Annotated in this window: 17 protein-coding genes; 6 read left to right on the top strand and 11 right to left on the bottom strand. The window is 58.6% G+C overall.

Annotation, left to right across the window (positions count from 1 at the left end):
* The first annotated feature begins 173 nt into the window (after positions 1-173).
* On the top strand, positions 174-1,430 hold the full coding sequence (locus tag FHX11_RS01385) for an AGE family epimerase/isomerase (protein WP_184354299.1): 1,257 nt from the start codon (positions 174-176) through the stop codon (positions 1,428-1,430).
* 45 nt (positions 1,431-1,475) lie between these two features.
* On the opposite strand, the gene FHX11_RS01380 is transcribed toward FHX11_RS01385, so the two are convergent.
* Positions 1,476-1,964, bottom strand: a complete 489-nt coding sequence (locus FHX11_RS01380) for a heme-degrading domain-containing protein (RefSeq protein ID WP_184354297.1) — start codon at positions 1,962-1,964, stop codon at positions 1,476-1,478.
* A 57-nt stretch (positions 1,965-2,021) separates the two neighbouring features.
* Entirely contained in the window at positions 2,022-2,864 is an 843-nt protein-coding gene (locus FHX11_RS01375; RefSeq protein WP_246780868.1) for an ATP-grasp fold amidoligase family protein, read from the bottom strand.
* Positions 2,865-3,053: 189 nt separating this feature from the next.
* Here FHX11_RS01375 and FHX11_RS01370 point away from each other — a divergent pair, with 189 nt between their 5' ends.
* On the top strand, positions 3,054-4,562 hold the full coding sequence (locus tag FHX11_RS01370) for an oligosaccharide flippase family protein (RefSeq protein ID WP_184354293.1): 1,509 nt from the start codon (positions 3,054-3,056) through the stop codon (positions 4,560-4,562).
* 4 nt (positions 4,563-4,566) lie between these two features.
* Here FHX11_RS01370 and FHX11_RS01365 read toward each other — a convergent pair whose 3' ends face one another.
* Complete coding sequence (locus FHX11_RS01365; RefSeq protein ID WP_246780867.1) at positions 4,567-5,730, bottom strand: polysaccharide biosynthesis protein GumK; 1,164 nt, start codon at positions 5,728-5,730, stop codon at positions 4,567-4,569.
* A 319-nt stretch (positions 5,731-6,049) separates the two neighbouring features.
* Here FHX11_RS01365 and FHX11_RS01360 point away from each other — a divergent pair, with 319 nt between their 5' ends.
* The 4 genes from FHX11_RS01360 (at position 6,050) to FHX11_RS01350 (ending at position 7,958) form a co-directional block, all read left to right on the top strand.
* Positions 6,050-7,021, top strand: coding sequence for a polysaccharide lyase (locus FHX11_RS01360; RefSeq protein ID WP_184354291.1), 972 nt, complete (start codon positions 6,050-6,052; stop codon positions 7,019-7,021).
* A gap of 134 nt (positions 7,022-7,155) precedes the next feature.
* A complete protein-coding gene (locus FHX11_RS01355) occupies positions 7,156-7,452 on the top strand; it encodes a hypothetical protein (protein WP_184354283.1) in 297 nt (98 codons plus the stop codon).
* 20 nt (positions 7,453-7,472) lie between these two features.
* Positions 7,473-7,595 (top strand): hypothetical protein, encoded by a 123-nt coding sequence (locus tag FHX11_RS30025; protein ID WP_281411577.1) that lies wholly within the window; start codon positions 7,473-7,475, stop codon positions 7,593-7,595.
* Between the two features lie 156 nt (positions 7,596-7,751).
* Entirely contained in the window at positions 7,752-7,958 is a 207-nt protein-coding gene (locus FHX11_RS01350; RefSeq protein ID WP_184354281.1) for a hypothetical protein, read from the top strand.
* Positions 7,959-7,996: 38 nt separating this feature from the next.
* Here the strand turns inward: FHX11_RS01350 and FHX11_RS01345 are convergent, their stop codons facing one another.
* The 8 genes from FHX11_RS01345 to FHX11_RS01310 form a co-directional block, all read right to left on the bottom strand.
* Positions 7,997-8,857, bottom strand: coding sequence for a TIM barrel protein (locus FHX11_RS01345; protein ID WP_184354279.1), 861 nt, complete (start codon positions 8,855-8,857; stop codon positions 7,997-7,999).
* 77 nt (positions 8,858-8,934) lie between these two features.
* Positions 8,935-10,020 (bottom strand): nitronate monooxygenase family protein, encoded by a 1,086-nt coding sequence (locus FHX11_RS01340; RefSeq protein WP_184354277.1) that lies wholly within the window; start codon positions 10,018-10,020, stop codon positions 8,935-8,937.
* Between the two features lie 248 nt (positions 10,021-10,268).
* Complete coding sequence (locus FHX11_RS01335) at positions 10,269-10,598, bottom strand: hypothetical protein (protein ID WP_184354275.1); 330 nt, start codon at positions 10,596-10,598, stop codon at positions 10,269-10,271.
* A 72-nt stretch (positions 10,599-10,670) separates the two neighbouring features.
* Entirely contained in the window at positions 10,671-10,922 is a 252-nt protein-coding gene (locus FHX11_RS01330) for a hypothetical protein (RefSeq protein WP_184354273.1), read from the bottom strand.
* A 248-nt stretch (positions 10,923-11,170) separates the two neighbouring features.
* Positions 11,171-11,803: a hypothetical protein gene (locus FHX11_RS01325; protein WP_184354271.1), complete on the bottom strand. Its 633-nt coding sequence runs from the start codon at positions 11,801-11,803 to the stop codon at positions 11,171-11,173.
* Positions 11,804-11,862: 59 nt separating this feature from the next.
* Positions 11,863-12,087, bottom strand: a complete 225-nt coding sequence (locus FHX11_RS01320) for a hypothetical protein (RefSeq protein ID WP_184354270.1) — start codon at positions 12,085-12,087, stop codon at positions 11,863-11,865.
* 11 nt (positions 12,088-12,098) lie between these two features.
* A complete protein-coding gene (locus FHX11_RS01315) occupies positions 12,099-12,752 on the bottom strand; it encodes a DUF4376 domain-containing protein (protein WP_184354268.1) in 654 nt (217 codons plus the stop codon).
* A gap of 9 nt (positions 12,753-12,761) precedes the next feature.
* A complete protein-coding gene (locus tag FHX11_RS01310; protein WP_246780866.1) occupies positions 12,762-18,029 on the bottom strand; it encodes a phage tail protein in 5,268 nt (1,755 codons plus the stop codon).
* Positions 18,030-18,161 lie beyond the last annotated feature (132 nt).

Here is an 18,161-nt window from a genome sequence, read left to right as displayed (position 1 = left end):
GAACAATGCTTCCAGGCCCGTCCCCTCTTGAAGAATGCCGGAGCAGACAGTCCAAAATTTCGACAGATGGGGAATAACGGGAGGCAACCAACAGCGTTTCATTTCATTATGTCATGACAGCGCTTTGAGGCGGCGCTATAGGGCTTATGGCAATGAAACCTCAGGAGAATGACATGAGCATACAGCGTGAAACCGCCGCTCTTGGAAATTGGAGCACGCGTGCCTACCATCGGCGCTGGCTGCTCGACCAGGCGAGCGCGCTTTTTGATTTCTTCCAATATCGTGCCGTCAATCCGAAGGGCGGATTTTACGATATGGATGACGCCGGCAAACCGCTGGATGCAATCAATCCCGTACGCGGCATCCATTCGACCGCGCGCATGATCCATTGCTTCTCGATCGGCTCGCTGCTTGGCCGACCCGGCTCGGAAGACATCGTCGATCACGGCATGGAGTATCTCTGGAAGCATCATCGTGATGCCGAGCATGGCGGTTATGTCTGGTCGCTCAACAACGACGGCCCGGTCGACGCCAGCAAACAGGGCTATGGCCACGCTTTCGTGCTGCTCGCAGCCTCGTCGGCGAAGACGATCGGCCATCCCCTCGCCGACGGCATGCTCGCCGATGTCACCGAGATCCTGAACACGAAATTCTGGGAAGACAAGCACGGCGCCATCGCCGAGGAGTTCAATCGGGATTGGTCGCCGATCGATGGCGGCAGCTATCGCGGCCAGAATTCCAACATGCATCTGACCGAGGCGCTTATGGCCGCTTTCGAAGCGACTGGCGACAAGAGCTATCTCGATAAGGCCGAGAGCATCGCCGATCTCGTCATCCGCCGTTCCGCCGGTTCCGTCGGCTGGCGCGTCGCCGAGCATTTCAACGCCGACTGGGAACTCGACAAGGATTACCGCGGCAACGAGATGTTCCGTCCGTCAGGCACGACGCCGGGGCATTGGCTGGAATGGGCACGCCTTATCCTGCAGCTCTGGTCGCTTGGCGGTCGGCGCCACGACTGGATGCCGGATGCGGCGAAGGGCCTCTTTTCCCAATCCATGTCGCTCGGATGGGACAACGATAGGAGCGGATTCTTTTATACGCTCGATTGGTCCGACGCACCGGCAAAGCGCAACAAGCTATGGTGGCCCGCATCCGAAGGCGCCGGCGCCGCGCACTACCTCAATGAACATCTGCCGAGTGACTTCCACGAGGCCAGCTACCGCAAGATTTGGGGCGTCGTCGCGCGCCACTTCATCGACCATGAGAATGGCGGCTGGCATGAGGAGCTGACGGAGACGCTTGTTCCTGCCCACACGCTTTTTCCGGGCAAGGGTGATATTTACCATGCCTTGCAGGCCTGCCTGATCCCGCTCTTCCCGGCAACCGGCAGTCTGACCAAAGTCATCGCCGAAGCCGGCGGAAAGATCTGATAACAGTCGCGGCGCCCGTTTCAGGCCGGGCGCCGCGACTGCCTTTTACGACAGGCTGAGATTGTGCAGCTCGTGGCCGAGCGTAAGCGCCAAAGCCTCGACCACGAGGTTATGGTCTTCGCGCTGCGGCAGGCCGGATACGGTCACGGCTCCGATACATCCCGTACCATTGACGAGGATCGGGAAGCTGCCGCCCGATGCCGCAAAATCGGCGCTTGAAAGCCCGTTGTCCTCGATCGTCTTTCCCTGCTTTTGCAGATGGAGCGTACTGGCATAGCTGCTGCGGAAATAGCGCAATACCATATTCCGCTTCCGCCGAATCCAGCCGGAATTGTCGGGAGTCGACCCCGGCAACGCACTGTAGAAGACAGGCATCGAGTGCAGCGTGATATCGATCGCCACCCCAAGATTGCGCTCGCTGGCAAGATCATGCAGCAACTTGCCGAGCACCCAGGCGGTCGAGAGATCGAAAGCATCGAAACGCAGCGTCTCCTCCTGCAGCGCGATACGGCTGAGGTCTTCCTCGATCGTCATGAAATCATTCCTCTCAGTTCAGCGGCTGGCCAGGAAGCGGCCAAGTGATTTGTCTACCTATCTCTTCGGTATCTCAAAATCGACCCGCCATTTCTCGCCCAACACCAAATCATAATCGTTCGGCTCGAAGGCCTCGAAACCGCCGCCGGGATAGAATGTCAACTCACCGACATAAACCCAATCGGCCGACGCATAGAGGTCGACACGGACAAAATCGATATCGTGAGCGATCGTTTCGGCAACGTGAATCATCTCATCCAGCCGTGCCGGCCGTGGCACCTCTCCCGGATAGAGACCAAGATAGTCTGGGTCATAAAACTCTAGTTTACGCCAGTCCGGCGTATAATTGCAGGAATAACCCTGTCCACTCTCCCGGATGTCCACTTCGATATGCGAGACCTTGCCGTTGAACGTGAAAAGCCGATAATCCCAGGGAACACGCCCGTTTGCCAGCAACATGGTTTCGACCAGGATGCGGCGCTCGACCTGACGATAGGCCCACTCCCTGTTGTAGGCGGCATGATCGATCGCCAGCCACTCCGCCGAAGGATTGCTATGAAGCAGTCGATCGATGTCGCTCCGCTCATAGAGAAACCGACCCACACCGCTTGCATGCGTCGGCTTGACGACAACAGGCAGGATGATCTTCGACCAATCCACGCCGGCAAGATCCGTGCCGACCCATTGCGTCGGAATGACATATTGATCGCCGACCCGCTCGGCGATCAGCGCCTTGGCGCCAGCCTTGTCGACAAAGCGCGGAAATAGTGGATTGCGGTCGTATAGCTTCCGAGCCTGGATCTTCTCTGTGAACGTCTGCGGTGATGACAGGTTGGGAAGCCTGCCGCGAATGACGAGATATTTGAGCGCACAATAGGGTTTGTCCGGCAACGGAGACATCAATCGCCAAAGCAGGTTGCGCGCACGCTCGCCCAATCCCTTCTGCAAATATCCGGGAATGAGAAATCCATCTCGATCGGCAGCCTTATCCGTCACGGCGGTCGTCTCAAATATCGATTGGAACACTGGCGAGAAGTATCAGTCTGCCTTTAACACAAGGTTATGAGACTATCCTCATGATTGATTATCATGAGCGCCTCCGAGTCCAACCTTCTCAAAAGCTCGCTGATCAGTTTGGCGGCGACGCTGATTTCGCTCGCGGCCGGCTTCGCCAGCAGCGTCATTGCCGCTCGCCTGCTGGGCCCGGCAGGTTCCGGCAAGGTTGCCTATGCGCTCTGGATTGCGACATCCGCCGCCGCGCTGGCGGATATGGGACTGCCGCAAACGCTGCTGCGAAACGCAGGCAGCCTTTCAGGCGAAGGAAACGCATGGAAAGCATTGGTGCGTGCGGCACTACGCAGTTTCATGATCTCGGTTCTCATGGTGGGCGTTGGCATTATCATCTTCGTCGCCATTACCTACGTCCATCGCGATGCCCGCCATGCCTGGTTCTGGGTGATGACGGCCCTGCTCTTCCTGAGCTACGCCTTTCATGTCTTTTCGACGGCCGTCGCCCGCAGCCGCAATCGTTTCGCAGAGACCGCGCGTACCACCGTAATCGGCGGCATGATGCAAATACCGCTCGTTTTCATTGGAGCTTGGCTGCTCGGCCCGACGGGCGCGCTGGCCGGCTATATCGCGCGCTACCTGCCGCAAGCATTGCGGCTGCGCGACTATGTCGACCGCAGCATCACAGCCTCCGGCAACGCATTGACACCGGAAATGCATCGCTATGGCCGCTATATGTGGTTGAGCGATCTCATCGAAATTCTCGTCTTGTCGCGCATCGAATTCCTGTTTCTCGGCTTTTTCCTGTCATCGAGCGCCGTCGGTTATTTCGCCGCTGGCCTCGGCCTTGCAGGATTGATCGAGCAGATCATGCTGCAAATCTCTCCGGCCTTGATCGTCAACTTCGCCGACGGGCATGCAAAGGGAGACCGCCCGGCGCTGCAACTCGTCTATCAGCGCGTCATCCGCATCGTGGCGCTCGTCATGCTGCCCGTCAGCCTCGGCGGCGCGGCAATCATGCCCGATCTGATGCCGCTCATCTTCGGCGATGACTTCAAACCGGCAGTCCTTTCGGCGGCCATATTGCTCGCTTCCGTCTGGCTGGCCGGTCTCTCCGTCATCGCGTGGGGCATGATCGGGGCGTCCGGACGCAGTATCCTGTTGCTGCGCGTACAAATCACGAGCGGTCTTTCGACCATGCTGCTGCTTGCCGTGATGGTGCCGCTGGCAGGCTTGGAAGGTGCGGCAATCGCCCGCGCGACGATCGGCATACTGACCTTCATCCTTCTCGCCTGGGCAGCTCGGAAGAGCTCACAAGTCGTCATTCCGTTTGGCGCTCTGATAAAGACAATGGCCGCCGCCGTCATTTGCGCGGCGGCATCGGGTATCGCCATCTACTATCTGGAGGGAATACCGGCCGTCGCGACGGCTATCCCAGTCGGAGCGATCACTTATTTGCTGGTGCTGCGCATGTTGCGCGTCGTGGCACCTGGCGATGGTCAGTTGCTGTTGGATGCAATCGGCGACAGATTACCCAGGCCCGCCCGCTCGCTGGTTAATGGTCTAATGGCCTTCCTCTCGCCAGCGTGAGGTCTCAGGTCGGCTCAAAGGCCGCGTGCAGTGTTTGCCGAGCGACATCATCCCAGGTCAAAATCCCCTCGCGAAAAGCTGGTGAGCGCCGCATGGCCAGCGCCGCATCGATCTTTTCACGCCAAGCGGTCTCCCCATTCAAGCGATAAGCAATGGCATTGGGACGATGAAAAGGGATGAGATCGGGCAAAAGGACCGGCAAACCACAATAGCTGTATTGCGCTAGCTTGAGGCTTGATTCCGCCAGATAAATCTCATCCGCCGTCAGGCGATAGGGCGCAAGACCGAAATCAGCATGCTGCAGATAAGGCACGATGCTTTCGAAATCACGCTCGCCATAGGCAGCGACATTCGCGGGCACAACACCGCGCCAGCCGGCTCCAAAAACATGGAAATTCACATCCGGCGCGGCTGCCGCCATGGCAGCGACCGTCGTCTCGTCGAACAACATATTGCCGACAGAGACCGCATTGTGAGTGCCGGGGGAATAGGGAGAAGGATACAGCCGGTCGAAAAGGCGAGCATCGACACCCTGCGGAATGACCCTCAGGCGGCCACCCGACGGCAGCAAGGCACCAAGCCGCTCCGACGGTACGCACACCGTATCGAAGCGGCCAATCACGGCCGCCTGCATGTCCTGTAATATCGGCGCCGCCCCAACGCTACGGAGCAGATCGCGACAAAAATAGAGAGTACACGCGCGGGAGTTCAGCGTCTTTGCATAGTCAAAGAAGGAAAGAGCCGAGCCGCTTTCGATCACCACCAGATCCGCGGCGGCAACGACTCGGCGAGCAAAGGTGGGGAGATACTTGCCGTAGAGGCGAAAGAATAGGGCATTTGCCGCATTCAAAGCTCGATTGCCGGAGCTGAAAGCATGCAATGGCGGTAGATAGGCACCCGCATGCAGGTTCGGCGCAACGGTTTCAAACCTGTTCGCCTGGGATTGCGACAACGCCCGAAACCGACGGCGATCCTTCAACCAAGTCAGCCAGCTATGGCCCAAGGTCAGGAAATGCACATCGTGCCCCTGCTCCGCCCAGCAGGACGCGACAAAATGGACCGACGCCTTGCGATAACCTCGCAGAAAGACATGCGACGTCAGAATGACAATCTTTCGCCGCGGCGCGAGATCTCCCTCCGCCGCTCCGGCTGCGTTTCCATTGCTCACGGGTAACCCCAACTGCAATTCTCAGCCGGTTTTAATCATGACCGACATCGAATCCTTGCCTCAAGCTGCGGCGGCGAACCTTCATGTCCGGGGCATTGATATCCGCAGGCAAGCCCAACTTGCAGTCATAAGAACTGGAAAGCGTCTAACAGGCGGTTAAAGTGGAATAGAAAATTCAAAAATTATCAGCCAATGGTTGTGGCGCCATGCCATGACAATATGCAGCCTGACGCATTCCGCATATGACCGCCCTTGCCCACGGCAGGCGAACAGGTCATTGATAGCATTCCATAAATGTCCACCAAAGGAGCCGCTCGTCATGAACGCAAAATATGCATTGCCTGCCATACTGGCCTGCACGTGCACCTGTGCCATGACACCGGCCTTCGCCGAAGAACCCGCTCAATTAGTACTCCGGGATGGTTTCGACGGCAGCGATTTCGCACCGGATGGTCACCTCTACTACCGCGATAATGCCGAACAAAAGGCTGGAAAGGTCGAATTTCAATCGGAAGTGAAGCGCACGGGCAGCGGCGCGCTGAAACTGAGCGTCAAGCCGCTCTGCTCACCTGGCAAGGCAAACTGCAGCGAAAGAGCAGAGATTTGGGAGCGCACGAAATATCGCGTCCCCTATGACCAAGGCGTCTGGTATGGCTTTGCGGTTAAATTCGCCGACCCTATCCCGACAGGCGATCATCGCTATCTCATCGCTCAATGGAAACGCGAGATCGGGCCGAAAGCCGAGGGCGATTTCAGTCCGTTTCTGGCCCTGCGACTGAATAACGGCAAGCTATTTGCAACGGTGGAGACCAACTATGTCGCTCCACCGAAGACCTATTCCCATGACGGAGCAAAAGCTTGCGACGGCGATCAGACACCTGTCTGGTTCCGGTCGGACACCAACCAGATGCGCGCGCTGGTCGCCACGGATGGCAACTGGGGAACAGCGGATGGCAAAGAATTCACCGGCTGCACGAGCGCCATCACCATAACCGACCACGGCAACAAATTGCCGACGCCGGATTCCGGCTGGATCGACTTTGCCATCTATACAAAGCCAGGCCCGGACGGCACGGGGCATATCGAGATTTTCGCGAATGACAAATGGATCGTCACCGTCAAGGGACATATTGGTCATGCCGACAAAGGACTGGGCAAGAACCAATATTTTAAATTTGGTCCCTATCGCGCTGCCGACACAACGGAATGGACGCTTTATTATGACGATTTCCGCCGCTCTCCCCGCTGCGCGGACGTATTATCGGACCCCAATCTTTGCCCGATGAAGTGAGGCACCCCGCAAATTTCGTTGGTCTCAATATCGCTGGAGCGGCCATTCCAGTATTAATTCAGTTTTTCCTTGAGTTCGATTGAACCTTTTTGCCTCTCGCTGGTTATCTGCCTCAGCAGAGGAGACCTACGAAAATGCTCACCACGCATCGCGACTGCAAGCGTCACGTGAAAAAGAATGCGATTCCCTCCATGGGAGAAATCGAGGGTCGTGTCGCAGTCCTTGAAATTGTCGCTCAGTCCGCCCTGACACATGTTTTTGACGATGGCCAAGTCGATCTCGACGCGACCTTGCTGGCTGACATCCGCAAAGCCATGCATAGAAAATGCCGGGAATTGAAACTCGACGGTGAAGACACCGCCTCGGCTCTATCCTATGCGGAGGAATTGATCGAAGCAGCAGTCGAGGCGTCCAATCCAGTCCATCAATGATGCCGTCGAGGCCAAAGTTCATGTTGCTGATCCTGGTGGCGCTCACGCTCGTGCTGGGCGCCCTGCTGTTCGCCGAGCCGCATGGTGAAAAGGACGCAATCAAAAACCCGGCACTACATGCGCCGGATCAGCGGCCACAATAGCCCTTCGACTGGATATTTGTACCAATACGATACCGGCGCTGTATCAAATCAGGCGGGCGTTAACGCCGGCACACGATGTTGATTGCAAACTTCCGGAATCAAAGCAGTCTCTGCAGCATCCCGCTCGAGTTCGAGCCTTTACCCTTGGTCCAGCGAATGTCTATGATGGTCAACTCGCCCCTTTATCCCGACGATGTCGATATTCTTGCCGGCGCACTCTACGCTTGGTGCGCGGAACGCAGCATCAAACTGCAGAGTCAAGAAGGCTTATCGGCAGCCAATATCGCGATCAGCCTCTATGACGCTGGCTATCAGACTCAAGATCAGTTGCTTGGCGCCCTGCATAAACATGAATTTCATTGAGGCAAGGCGCACGGCCGCAATCGACGTCTGTGAAGACGCTATCCTATAGTCGCGGTCTTCCCCAATACTGCGGCGATGCAATCCCGTTCTTCCAAGATGCCCGACCATTCATTTTCATGGAATGAAGAGTCATAGATCAGCGTGAACGGGCCTTTGTAACCGGCGGCATTGGAAAGTTCGACGCAACGAACATAATCCTCAGCGTCAAGACCAGCTGCCGAATAATGCGCCTTGGCATGACAAAGTTCGGCACGCCCCATGATTTTGGCCAAATCGGCATATTTGCCCTCGCCGCTCCAATTGCCGAAATCGCCGTTGAGGCCAAGCCTGCCATTGAGATTATCGAGCACGCGATTGACTTCAGTTGGCCCCGGCAGCAATACGAACCAGTTTTCGACGACGAGGCGCACACCGGAACCGCTCATCCTGTCGGCCAGACGGCCGAGATGCATTTCCGCCCGGCTCAAAGCCTCCTCGGTCGGAGACTCCTTGCCCGCGATCACGCGCATATTTTTCGCTCCAAGGGCAACGGCGATATCGATCCAGCCCGCCATCCATTCTGCATCGCGCTCGGCCGTTTCCGGTTTGCTGAGATCACCATCTTCAATCAGCAGCGTCTGCACCTTAACGCCCGCATCATCCAGGGCATGCCGCAAGTTTGCAATATAAGCCGGCGAGCTGCTCGGCAGATGGAACGAACAGATTTCCATGCGGAAGATTCCATGTTCGGCTAATTGTCGGGGGAGATCGATCAGTTCGACCGAGCCGTTCCCATAGGTAGCCTGACGCTCCGGCGTTTGGGTGCCACCAGGTCTATAGGGATAGGTGCCGCCGAGCGCGCGATGCAGCGACCATGTGGAAACGGCAAAACGGTCCGTCAAATCCATCGCCGAAATCATGAAATCTCCTCCTGTTTCGCCTCCACGGCTCTCCACCAATCCACCTCCCGGTCAATAGAAAGATGAGACTTGGTCTATCAGCAATTCGTCAATCGTTTGATGCGTGCGAGCGCGTCATTCGCCAATGCGACGGTAAGCTTTCTCGATGGCAGAGGCTGCGCCAACCTCGCCGCCTGGCCAGACCAGAGATTGGTGAAGTCATCAGATCCGAAAGATTCTGCCTTGGCACGGAGAGGTGCCAATGTGCCGCCCGCCGTCGGAAAAGCAGGCGCCAGATCCGAGAGCGGCCCAACCTCACGCATGATGCGATTCAGCACACCTCTTGCCGGCCGCCCGGTAAAGACATTGGTCAATGCCGTGCTGTCATCGCCGGCACGTTCTAGCGCAGCACGATGAACCGGCGGAATTCTAGCCTCCGGCGTGAAAAGATAGCTCGTTCCTATCTGGACGCCCGCGGCACCGAGCGCAAAAGCAGCCGCAATGCCACGCCCATCAGCAATACCACCCGCAGCGATAACCGGAACATCAACCGCATCGACAATCTGTGGCACCAGCGCCATCGTGCCGACCTGCGTCGCCATATCTTCCGTCAGGAAACTGCCGCGGTGACCGCCCGCCTCGAACCCCATGGCAATGACGGCATCGACGCCGCGCTCAGAGAGCCAGCGAGCCTCCGCCACGGTAGTCGCCGACGAAATGATCTTCGCCCCAGTGGCCCCCACCCGTTTCATCAATTCCGGGTCCGGTAGCCCGAAATGAAAACTGACGACTTCAGGCCGATAGGCTTCCACAACCTCACAGAATAAGCGGTCGAATGGAGCTCTTGCACCTGCAGGAGCCGGCGTAGACGGGTCGAGCCCGGCCTCGACATAATAGGGCGCAAGCCGTGCTCGCCATGCCATTAGCCGTACGGGATCGGGCTGCGGTGCAACGTGGGTGAAAAAATTCACATTGATCGGCCGCTTCGTCGCGGCTCGTATTTCATCCAATGCCGCCCGTAGTTGCTCGACACTGTACTGCGCACTCGGCAAGGACCCAAGGCCACCCGCCTCGCTAACCGCGATCACCATCTCAGGCGTCGTTGCTCCAGCCATGGGTGCTTGAATGACGGGTAGATCGATACCGAAGAGATCAAGAATTCGGGTATCGGGCCAATGTTTCATCGCAGGCACCTTCCATCATCCATGTCCTAGTATCGGCATGACTATTATCAGTCCACAATCTGCGACGAAAATGATTAGTTCAGATGAAGTCATCACACTTGGCGATGGGAAGCGGTGACTTAGCCTGCAAATTTTCACGATTGGCTCGACCGGACAGGATGATTCTCGAGACAGAAAACGCAAAAAACGCCCTCTCCTGTACAGGAGAGGGCGGGCAACAGTCGATCGCAAACCGATATGGACGCGAGCTATGGAAGAGCCCGACCGCCTCTGATCCAACGCGAGATCGTATCGAAGAGCAGATCGGCGATCCACATGGCACAGACGCCGACCACGAAGGCCGTGGCATTCATCGCAGCAACATCTTTCTGAGGCAGCGGCCAGTTGATAACTCGCAAATAATATAATGCCGGCTCCGTCAGATAGGCGGCGGCAAGGGCCCCACAAATCGGCGACGCAACCATTTCGCGGGTGGTATATCGACGTCGTGACAGTCCTCGCAAAATACCACCGGAGAGACCGGCAATAACGACACCCGCCTTGATGCCCAAGGCATCGAGAAACTCGTTAATCGCCATCAATCGCCTCTTCATACTCAACATGTCGTCAAAAGAACCATCGCCGGCCCCCGGCTGGCCGAACGAGCAAACTTATTTGCTGACCGGTGGCTGGGGTTTCACCAGACCCGACAGTCCATCCCGAACGACGTTGATGGCCACCTTCAATGCGGAGAGTCCCGCAATTACGAAAGCAGTGATCTGCGGGCTGAGGAAGGACTGCGAGCATTCCAGCATGCCGTCGCTAAATTGAGAGCAGCCAGTGGCAAGCAGGACGGCAACGAAGAGCGCAGACAGGCTGATAAGAATATTCAGCACGTTATGAATGGTGTTGGTATTGAGCACTTATTGATCCCTTTCATTTCGGAATGAATTCCGTTTTCCGCCGTCAAGCATAGAACACGCCGATATGACGACCGGGGTCGAACATGCAGGCTAAAGCGTCGATAGCGGTGAATGCGATATGCAGAGCGAAGCGCCGAAAGATCTTGTCGTCTGGCTCATGCTTCGTGCAGGCGAGAAGACGCAACATTTGCACCGGTGATGCGAAGCCCGTCTGGAGGAAGGTAAAATCGAGAATGGCGCGTCGTGGTTTAGCGAGCGCTCTCGAGCGCAGCAGCGAACTTCCTGGCGTAGCCGGCGATTTCATCGGCACGGTCCGTGCCGTTGATGACTTTGCGCGCGCCATACCAATCGGCCGTTGTCGCGGAAAAGAAATCGGCGAGCCTCTTGCCGGTAAATCGGCCATTGATCATGCCATCGAACAGGATCTCGACCGTCTTGACCGGATCAAGCGCTTTGTCAGGATCATTCGCGATCCCGTATTTTTCATAGTTGTCGCGGCCAGTGATCTGCACCAGACCACGACCACGATAGCGCCAGCCATCGCCGCTGGCCTCGTTGCCATTGCCCATGCGGCTTCCATAGGCGCGATTGGCGATACGCTCCGGTTGTCGCGCGTAAGCAGTCGCCTGAGCCGCCGTGAAGTATTTCGGGAATGTGGTGCGAAGGCCAGCCGCCGAATAGTTCAGATTTTCCGAGACGGCGCACATGGTCGCATCCGTCTCGTGAAGGGCAGTCGCCAGCATATAGGCCAGCCATCGCGCATCGAAGGGCAAGGCCTCCCATACGTCAAGGATGGTCTCCATGCCATTGACCTTGTTTTGCGACAGGCGCCCGGCGAACAACGACAAGCGTACCGCCGCGAAGAACTTCGCGTGGTTCATTGATTCTGATCCTTGATGAAGAGAAGCCCGCCCATGGCGGGTGCGTTTGAACGGCTGGTCTAGCGCCGGTGACGTGCAGGCCTGGCGAAGGCGGCAGGTTTATCTTCGGCGGTCACATCAGGTTCGGCCGGAACCACTTCCGATCCCGGTACCTCGAGCGCCTTGATCCGATTTTGCGCTTCGGCAAGCTGGGCGGCGAGGCTATCGACGGCATTGGCGAAGCGCTCGACCTCGCCTTGCAGAAACTCGTTCTGTTTCTTGAGGGACGCTGTGAGGCTGGACATCACGGCTCTCCTTACGAATTCGACGGCCACGCGAAGGCGTCGATCTCCGCCGCCTTGGTAATCGCTCCGGCGACAGTCTGCCGATCAACCTCGCCTTCAGCCGCGAAACTCGCCTGTACATGCGCGGCGACCGCATTGGCGACAGCCGTCATCTGCGCGGCCGTCAACTCGACGAAGCTGCCGCCGCTCGTCTTGAACTGCACGGCCACGTCCGGATTGGCCGTCACATAGTTATAGGCGCCGGTAATCAGCGCCTGGCTGGCACGATCTGTCATAATCGACATGCCATTGAGGACGATACCGCCCGTTTCGACGGCATAGCGCTTCGTTGCGGCATAGGCGTAGAGATCGACAGCGATCGGCTCCGGAGACCAGCCTGCGACGATGGCGAGCAGGGTTTCCGGCGTCTCCGGCCAATCGCCGGCCGCGCTGACCAAGGCTGCTTCCTTGTTGCTGAGTTGGTCGAGGATCGCATCCTTGTCGGCTTCGACTAAGCCGGAAGTGATCTTGGCGGCAAGCGCAAGCCAGAAATCCGCGACGTTGTAGATCTGCTGCCGGCCGAGCCAGAAGGCTGCGGCGGCCATCCAGCGCTCGGTCTTGCCCTCCGATCGGGCCGCCAACAGCGCCTCGACCATCGGGTCATACATGGTGTCGATGCGATACATCGCGGTCTCCTATCTAAGTGTCCAGGATTGATAGAGGATGCCTGAGACCGTGGTCAGAGCCGCGACCTGAATGGCATAGCTATGCACGCCGGCCGACGCGACATCTTCCATGATCATGTTGTAGGCATAGGTGTTCGTGCCCGGTGCACTCACAGTCAGGTCCAGCAATTGCGTACCAGTCGTCGTGTTGATCAGATACATATGACCGGTGCCTGAGCTGGCGTTCGTATAGAGGGTGACTGTGAAGCCCGTCAGAACTGCGCTCGGATTGTCGTTATTGATCGACCAGGTATAGATCGTGCGCAGCGTGCCGTCCCCCCATGGGCCGGCGCTAATTCCCTGAGTTCGCCGCTGACCAATGCTATTTTTGGCGATGCGGGTGTAGTCGACGCCGCCCACCACGAGCTTGTCGGTACTGATCGCGCCGGCCTGTATCATCCCTGCGCTGATGGCATTCGCGGCGATCGCATTGGCGGTGACGGCACCGTCAACGATCAACTCGGCATTGATGGCTTTGCGCATCATCGGACGCGACCAAAGCGCTCCAGCCCCGCCGGTAGAGGGACGGCCGATCTGGAGACCCATGGCGCAGCGCGTTTGGCCGCTGGGTATCGTCACCTTTCCCCGAAGCAATACCCATGACCCCATCGTCGAGGTCGCTGCGGCTTGGGTATACGTGATCGTTTCAGAGGATGCCCCCTTGGTGCAGGCGTAGACGACGGCGGCGTAGGTCCCGTCAGAATTCTTCACCCAGACTTCAAACGCGTATTGTTGGCCAGGCACGACCGGGTAGAACTGGGAGACCGCGCAGAACACGCCATTCGCGCCGAGTATCCAGCCCGACGCGTCCCCCTGACTCGCATCATTCGCATAGGATAACTGCCCCGTAACCGTCCAGCTCGTGAGATCGCCCTGAGACCAGCCATTATCGACAATATTGCTGAAGTCGGTCAGAATGAGCGACTTGGCGGTGATCGAATTGGCCGCGATTTGTGCCGCACCGATGGTATTGGCAGCGAGCTTGTCGCCGGTGATCGTGCCGGCAGCGATAGTGGCGGCGGTCACAGCGCCAGCCGCAATGGTGCCCGCCGTGACGGCATTTGCGGCAATCTTCCCAGCCGTCACTGCATTGGCGGCGATCGCATTGGCGGTGACGGCGCTGGCGACGATGCCACCAGCGGTGATGAGGACACTATCCCCGTTGCTCCAGGGCGTCGCCTCCGTAGCCCCGGCCGGGATGCGGCACAGCATCGGTTTGTTTACAAACATGTAGCTGTCCGTCGAGCCGCTGTTCGTGTCACGCTTGCGGATATGGACGCCCGCGCACACACTCCCGGTAGGCGCAACTCCTGCTACACGAAGACGCGGCCAGGTATCAGGGTCAGTCGAGCTAGATGAGTTCGCGCTGTTAGATGAAGGGCCGGCATAGCTCACCACCGAACCATCGGAAGTGCGCCACTCGATGCGAAGGTCGACGATGCAACGATGGGCCGAAACGTAGGCGGTCGCCTCCAGCGTTTCACCTGCCGTGCAGGACACGCCGTATTTGAGGTTGTCGACAGCCAGCGTGTCAGCATCCGAGCGCAGCCAGCGTACGTCGGTATAATAGCTGCCTGAGGTCGGGCCGCTGTTCTGAAACACCATCAAGGTGGGGTTGTTCTTTCCCGCATAGGTCTCTGAGGTGGTCCGAATTCTAACGGACAGGCTGGGGACAGTCCCGCTTGATCCATAAGTCCAGCAGTCCATACCGGCAGAGAAGCTCGCATTCTGCAGAAGGTTCTTGCCGGAGCCGACCGCCAGAGCATCCGTAGTGACGGAATTGGAAGCAAGCTTATCCGAGGTGATTGCGTCTGCAGCAATCTGTGAGGCTGAGACAGCCCCGGCCGCGATCGTACCCGCCGTGACGGCGTTCGCAGCGATCTTGCCGGCGGTCACTGCATTAGCCGCAATGGCATCGGCCGTGACTGCGCCGGTTGCGATTGCTGTGGCTGTCACCGCGTCGGCGGCGATCTTCGACGCGATGACAGAGCCGTCAACGATCAGGGATGCGGTTTGCCGGCGCAGCCAGCTTAGACCGCCGATCGAGACATTGCCGTCAGTATAGGTGCGATGGATGTACCCTTTGATGACGGCTCCATAAGCCGTCGCTGGCGGCGTGATGTTAGCGGTAAAGGTCTGAACCCCGTCCGCCGTTCCCCCATCAGCCGTGCCATAGGAACAGATTGTGACGTAGGTATCAGGGCTGAGAAGATTACCGTCTGCACCCAGCCAATGAACCCGTATCCACAATCCGAACTTGGTGCCAGACGTTCTGATTGCCTGCACCGATGCCAGATATGGCTGACCGGCTACGATTGCAAACGGCTGGCTTTGCAGGATTTGCACATAGCTGCTGCCGCTCACATAGCCGTAGTCAATCGCACCTTTTGAGGTGAAAGCCTGAGATGTCGCAGGATTTACGACACTATTGGTCAACACTGGCCACGATGCAGAAGACTGCATCTGGTTATCAGGAATGAGGTTTTCCCAATCCTGCAGGACAAGGCTCTTCGCCGTGACAGCGTTAGCGGCGATCTGAGTCGCGCCGATCGCGCCGGCAGCGATTTGGCCGGCCGTGATCGTGTTGGCGGCAATCTTGTCGGCGGTGACCGCTCCAGCCGCAAGCGCGTTGGCGGTGACGGAACCCGCCGCAAGCTTGGGCGTCGAGATCGCACCATCGGAAATCTGAGTGCCGACGATCTGCCCCGCAATGTCGGTCGCCGCCGTTGCCGCCGTCCAGGCGCTGCCGGTGTAGCGGTAGAGCTTGTCGTCCGTGGTCAGATAGACCGTGCGGCCTTCGACGTTGTCGCTGGTCGGTAGCGTGGAGACAATCTCAACTGGCTTGATGGTGGACGCGAACTTGGTTGCATCGATCGCCAGCGCCGCCAGCTTCGAGTTGGTAATCGCGCCATCGGCAATCTGTGAGGAAACTAACGTGCCGCTGACATCGACCGCAGCGACAGCCGCCGTCCAGGCGCTGCCGGTGTAGCGATAGAGCTTGTCATCCGTGGTCAGATAGACCGTGCGTCCCTCGACATTGCCGGTTGCCGGCAGCGCGGAGACGATCTCGACCGGCTTAATGGTTGATGCGAACTTAGTCGCTTCGATCATAGCGTCGGCAAGCTTTGCCGCCGTCACCGCACCATCCGCCAGCTTGGAGGAAATCACGGCGCTGTTCGCCAGCACCTCCGCCGTCACCGCCGAGACCTGCAGCTTCGCCGTCGAGACAGCGGCGTCGGCCAGCTTCAGGTTGGTGACAGCCTCGTCCATGATCTTGGAAGCGATCACGGCCGCGTCGGCGATCTTGTTCGCCGTGATGGAGTTATCCAAGACATCTGCCGTCGATATCAGGATATTCGGCGTCTTGACCGTCAGCCATGTGGACCAGTCCGTAGCGCGGGTCGACTTCGGAATATATCGCCCGCGCACCTCATAGTCGGTGTCCGGAAGCATCCATTGGCCGGATATGATCCACGAGAATGGCGACTGGTAGCGCGTGCTGTCGCTGTCAAATACGACATCGCTGGTCTCCTTCAGCCGAACCTGCACCCAGACGCGCTCAACGTCGTCCATGTCCGCCGCGCAGCTGATCTTGATCGCCGGGCGACGATCGATGCCTCCCGCATCCTTGACCGTCGCGGGCTCGACAGCCCAACCCGTCATCGGCTGCGACGGCGGCGTGATCGGGCCGATCCATCCTGTCGCGGTCGGCAGCTGCAGACCGCTATGCCAATCGTAGTCTGCCGGATCGACTTCCTTCAGTGTAACGACAACAAGGAAATTCGGCTGCGGCTCGACCTTGACGACGAGGAACTTCTTTTCCGCATAGCCATTGCGTGCCGAAGACCATGAGACGACATCGTTGGGCTCCAGCGGATAGGCATCCGGCGGCAGCGAGATCTGGTGCACGCGGAAGCGGCGATAGTCCTGGATCATCGCCAGGCCGACGCGCTGCACCTGGTTGGCGAAGGGCACGGCCGGCAGCTCGATCTGTGCCGGCAGGCGGCGGTTGCCGTCTTCCGTCTCCAGATCGGTATTATAGCGACCGGGCGCATCCTTCGTCGCCCATTTCTCAGTGGGCTCGGGATAGGTTGCCTCGATGGCGTTATAGGTATCGGAGAGCGTCGGAAAGGGCTGGTAATCCTGCTCTTCGGTGACGATGATATCGTCATCGGAGAAGGAATAGACGGCGCCGCCGGGCGCACCGACCAGCATCTTGAAGATGCCGCCGACCTCGGCCATGCGGCCGTTGCAGCCCTTGAGAAGCTCGGAGATCACGTCAAGCGGCTGTTGGTCGCACTGGATGTCGTAGCCGGCACGGAAGGCGGGCTCGCTGGCGCCGCCGTCGAGCGTTACGGGAGCGTCGCAGGCATTGGCCGCCGCCATCCAGCTTGCCGCCGGCAGACAGAAGGCGGCTATGTTCTGGCCGCCGTAAACCCATTCCGATCCATAATAGACGCCACGCGCCAGATTGTAGATCATGACGGCTGGATTGCTGGAGGCCTCCCATGTCGACGGATCGGTCCATCTGTGCACGCCACTGCCGCCGACCGACGAATCCTTGCGGAGATCGTAGAGCCGCACGGGGTGCGGTTGATAAAGGCCGGCGGGGACGCCGGAGAAGAGATCGGTGTTGTACCGGGCGGTGAGGATGACGATCTGGCAGCCGAGGCCGATCATGGTCGATTTCCACGGCCGGTCCGGCTCGGAGCCAAACTTCGCGGTCAGGAAGGCGTCGGGTGCCGATTGCGTGCCATCCAGAAACCTGATCCAGAGATAGTCCTTGCTGCCGACGCGATACTGCGCCACCGGGAAACCGCGCCCGTCCGGATGCGGCTCCTCCCAGAGCACGCCGACTTCCTGATCGTCGATCCAGACGCTGGTGAGACCGCGCTCGCCGGCGTGGTTCGGCAGGCTGCCGATCTCGATGACGTCGGTGAAATAGGCATTCGGCGTCTTGCCGTCCTCGCCCCATGTGCCGGCATATTTGCGCCGGCCGGCGGTGGCATAACTGCCCATGACGAAGGACATGGGGTGATCGTCGCCCATGCTGATCTCGAGCTTGGTGCCAGCCTGCCGGGGCTGCTCCTTCTTTGCCAATGCCTTTTCAATCAGGGACAGACCGACATTCAGGGCAACGGTCAGCACCAGCTTGCCGATGGCGCCGATCGAGGTGAGGAAGCCTGAAATCGCGCTGATCGCCAAGCTGATCGGTTCGGCGTGCGCGGCATCCGCCATCAGCCAGAAGCCGAGGACGTTCAGGAGCAGGATGAGATATTTCATGGATCGGGCGACCTCGATTGGCGCATGGGAAAGGGTCGCCGCGGTCGAGGCCGCGCCGACATGTCACCGGCCTGGGATAATGGAGCT

The organism is Rhizobium sp. BK602 (assembly GCF_014195095.1).
Classification (GTDB): domain Bacteria; phylum Pseudomonadota; class Alphaproteobacteria; order Rhizobiales; family Rhizobiaceae; genus Rhizobium.
The sequence above is the reverse complement of the archived record's forward strand: the minus strand, read 5'-3'. Positions and strand labels throughout refer to the sequence as shown.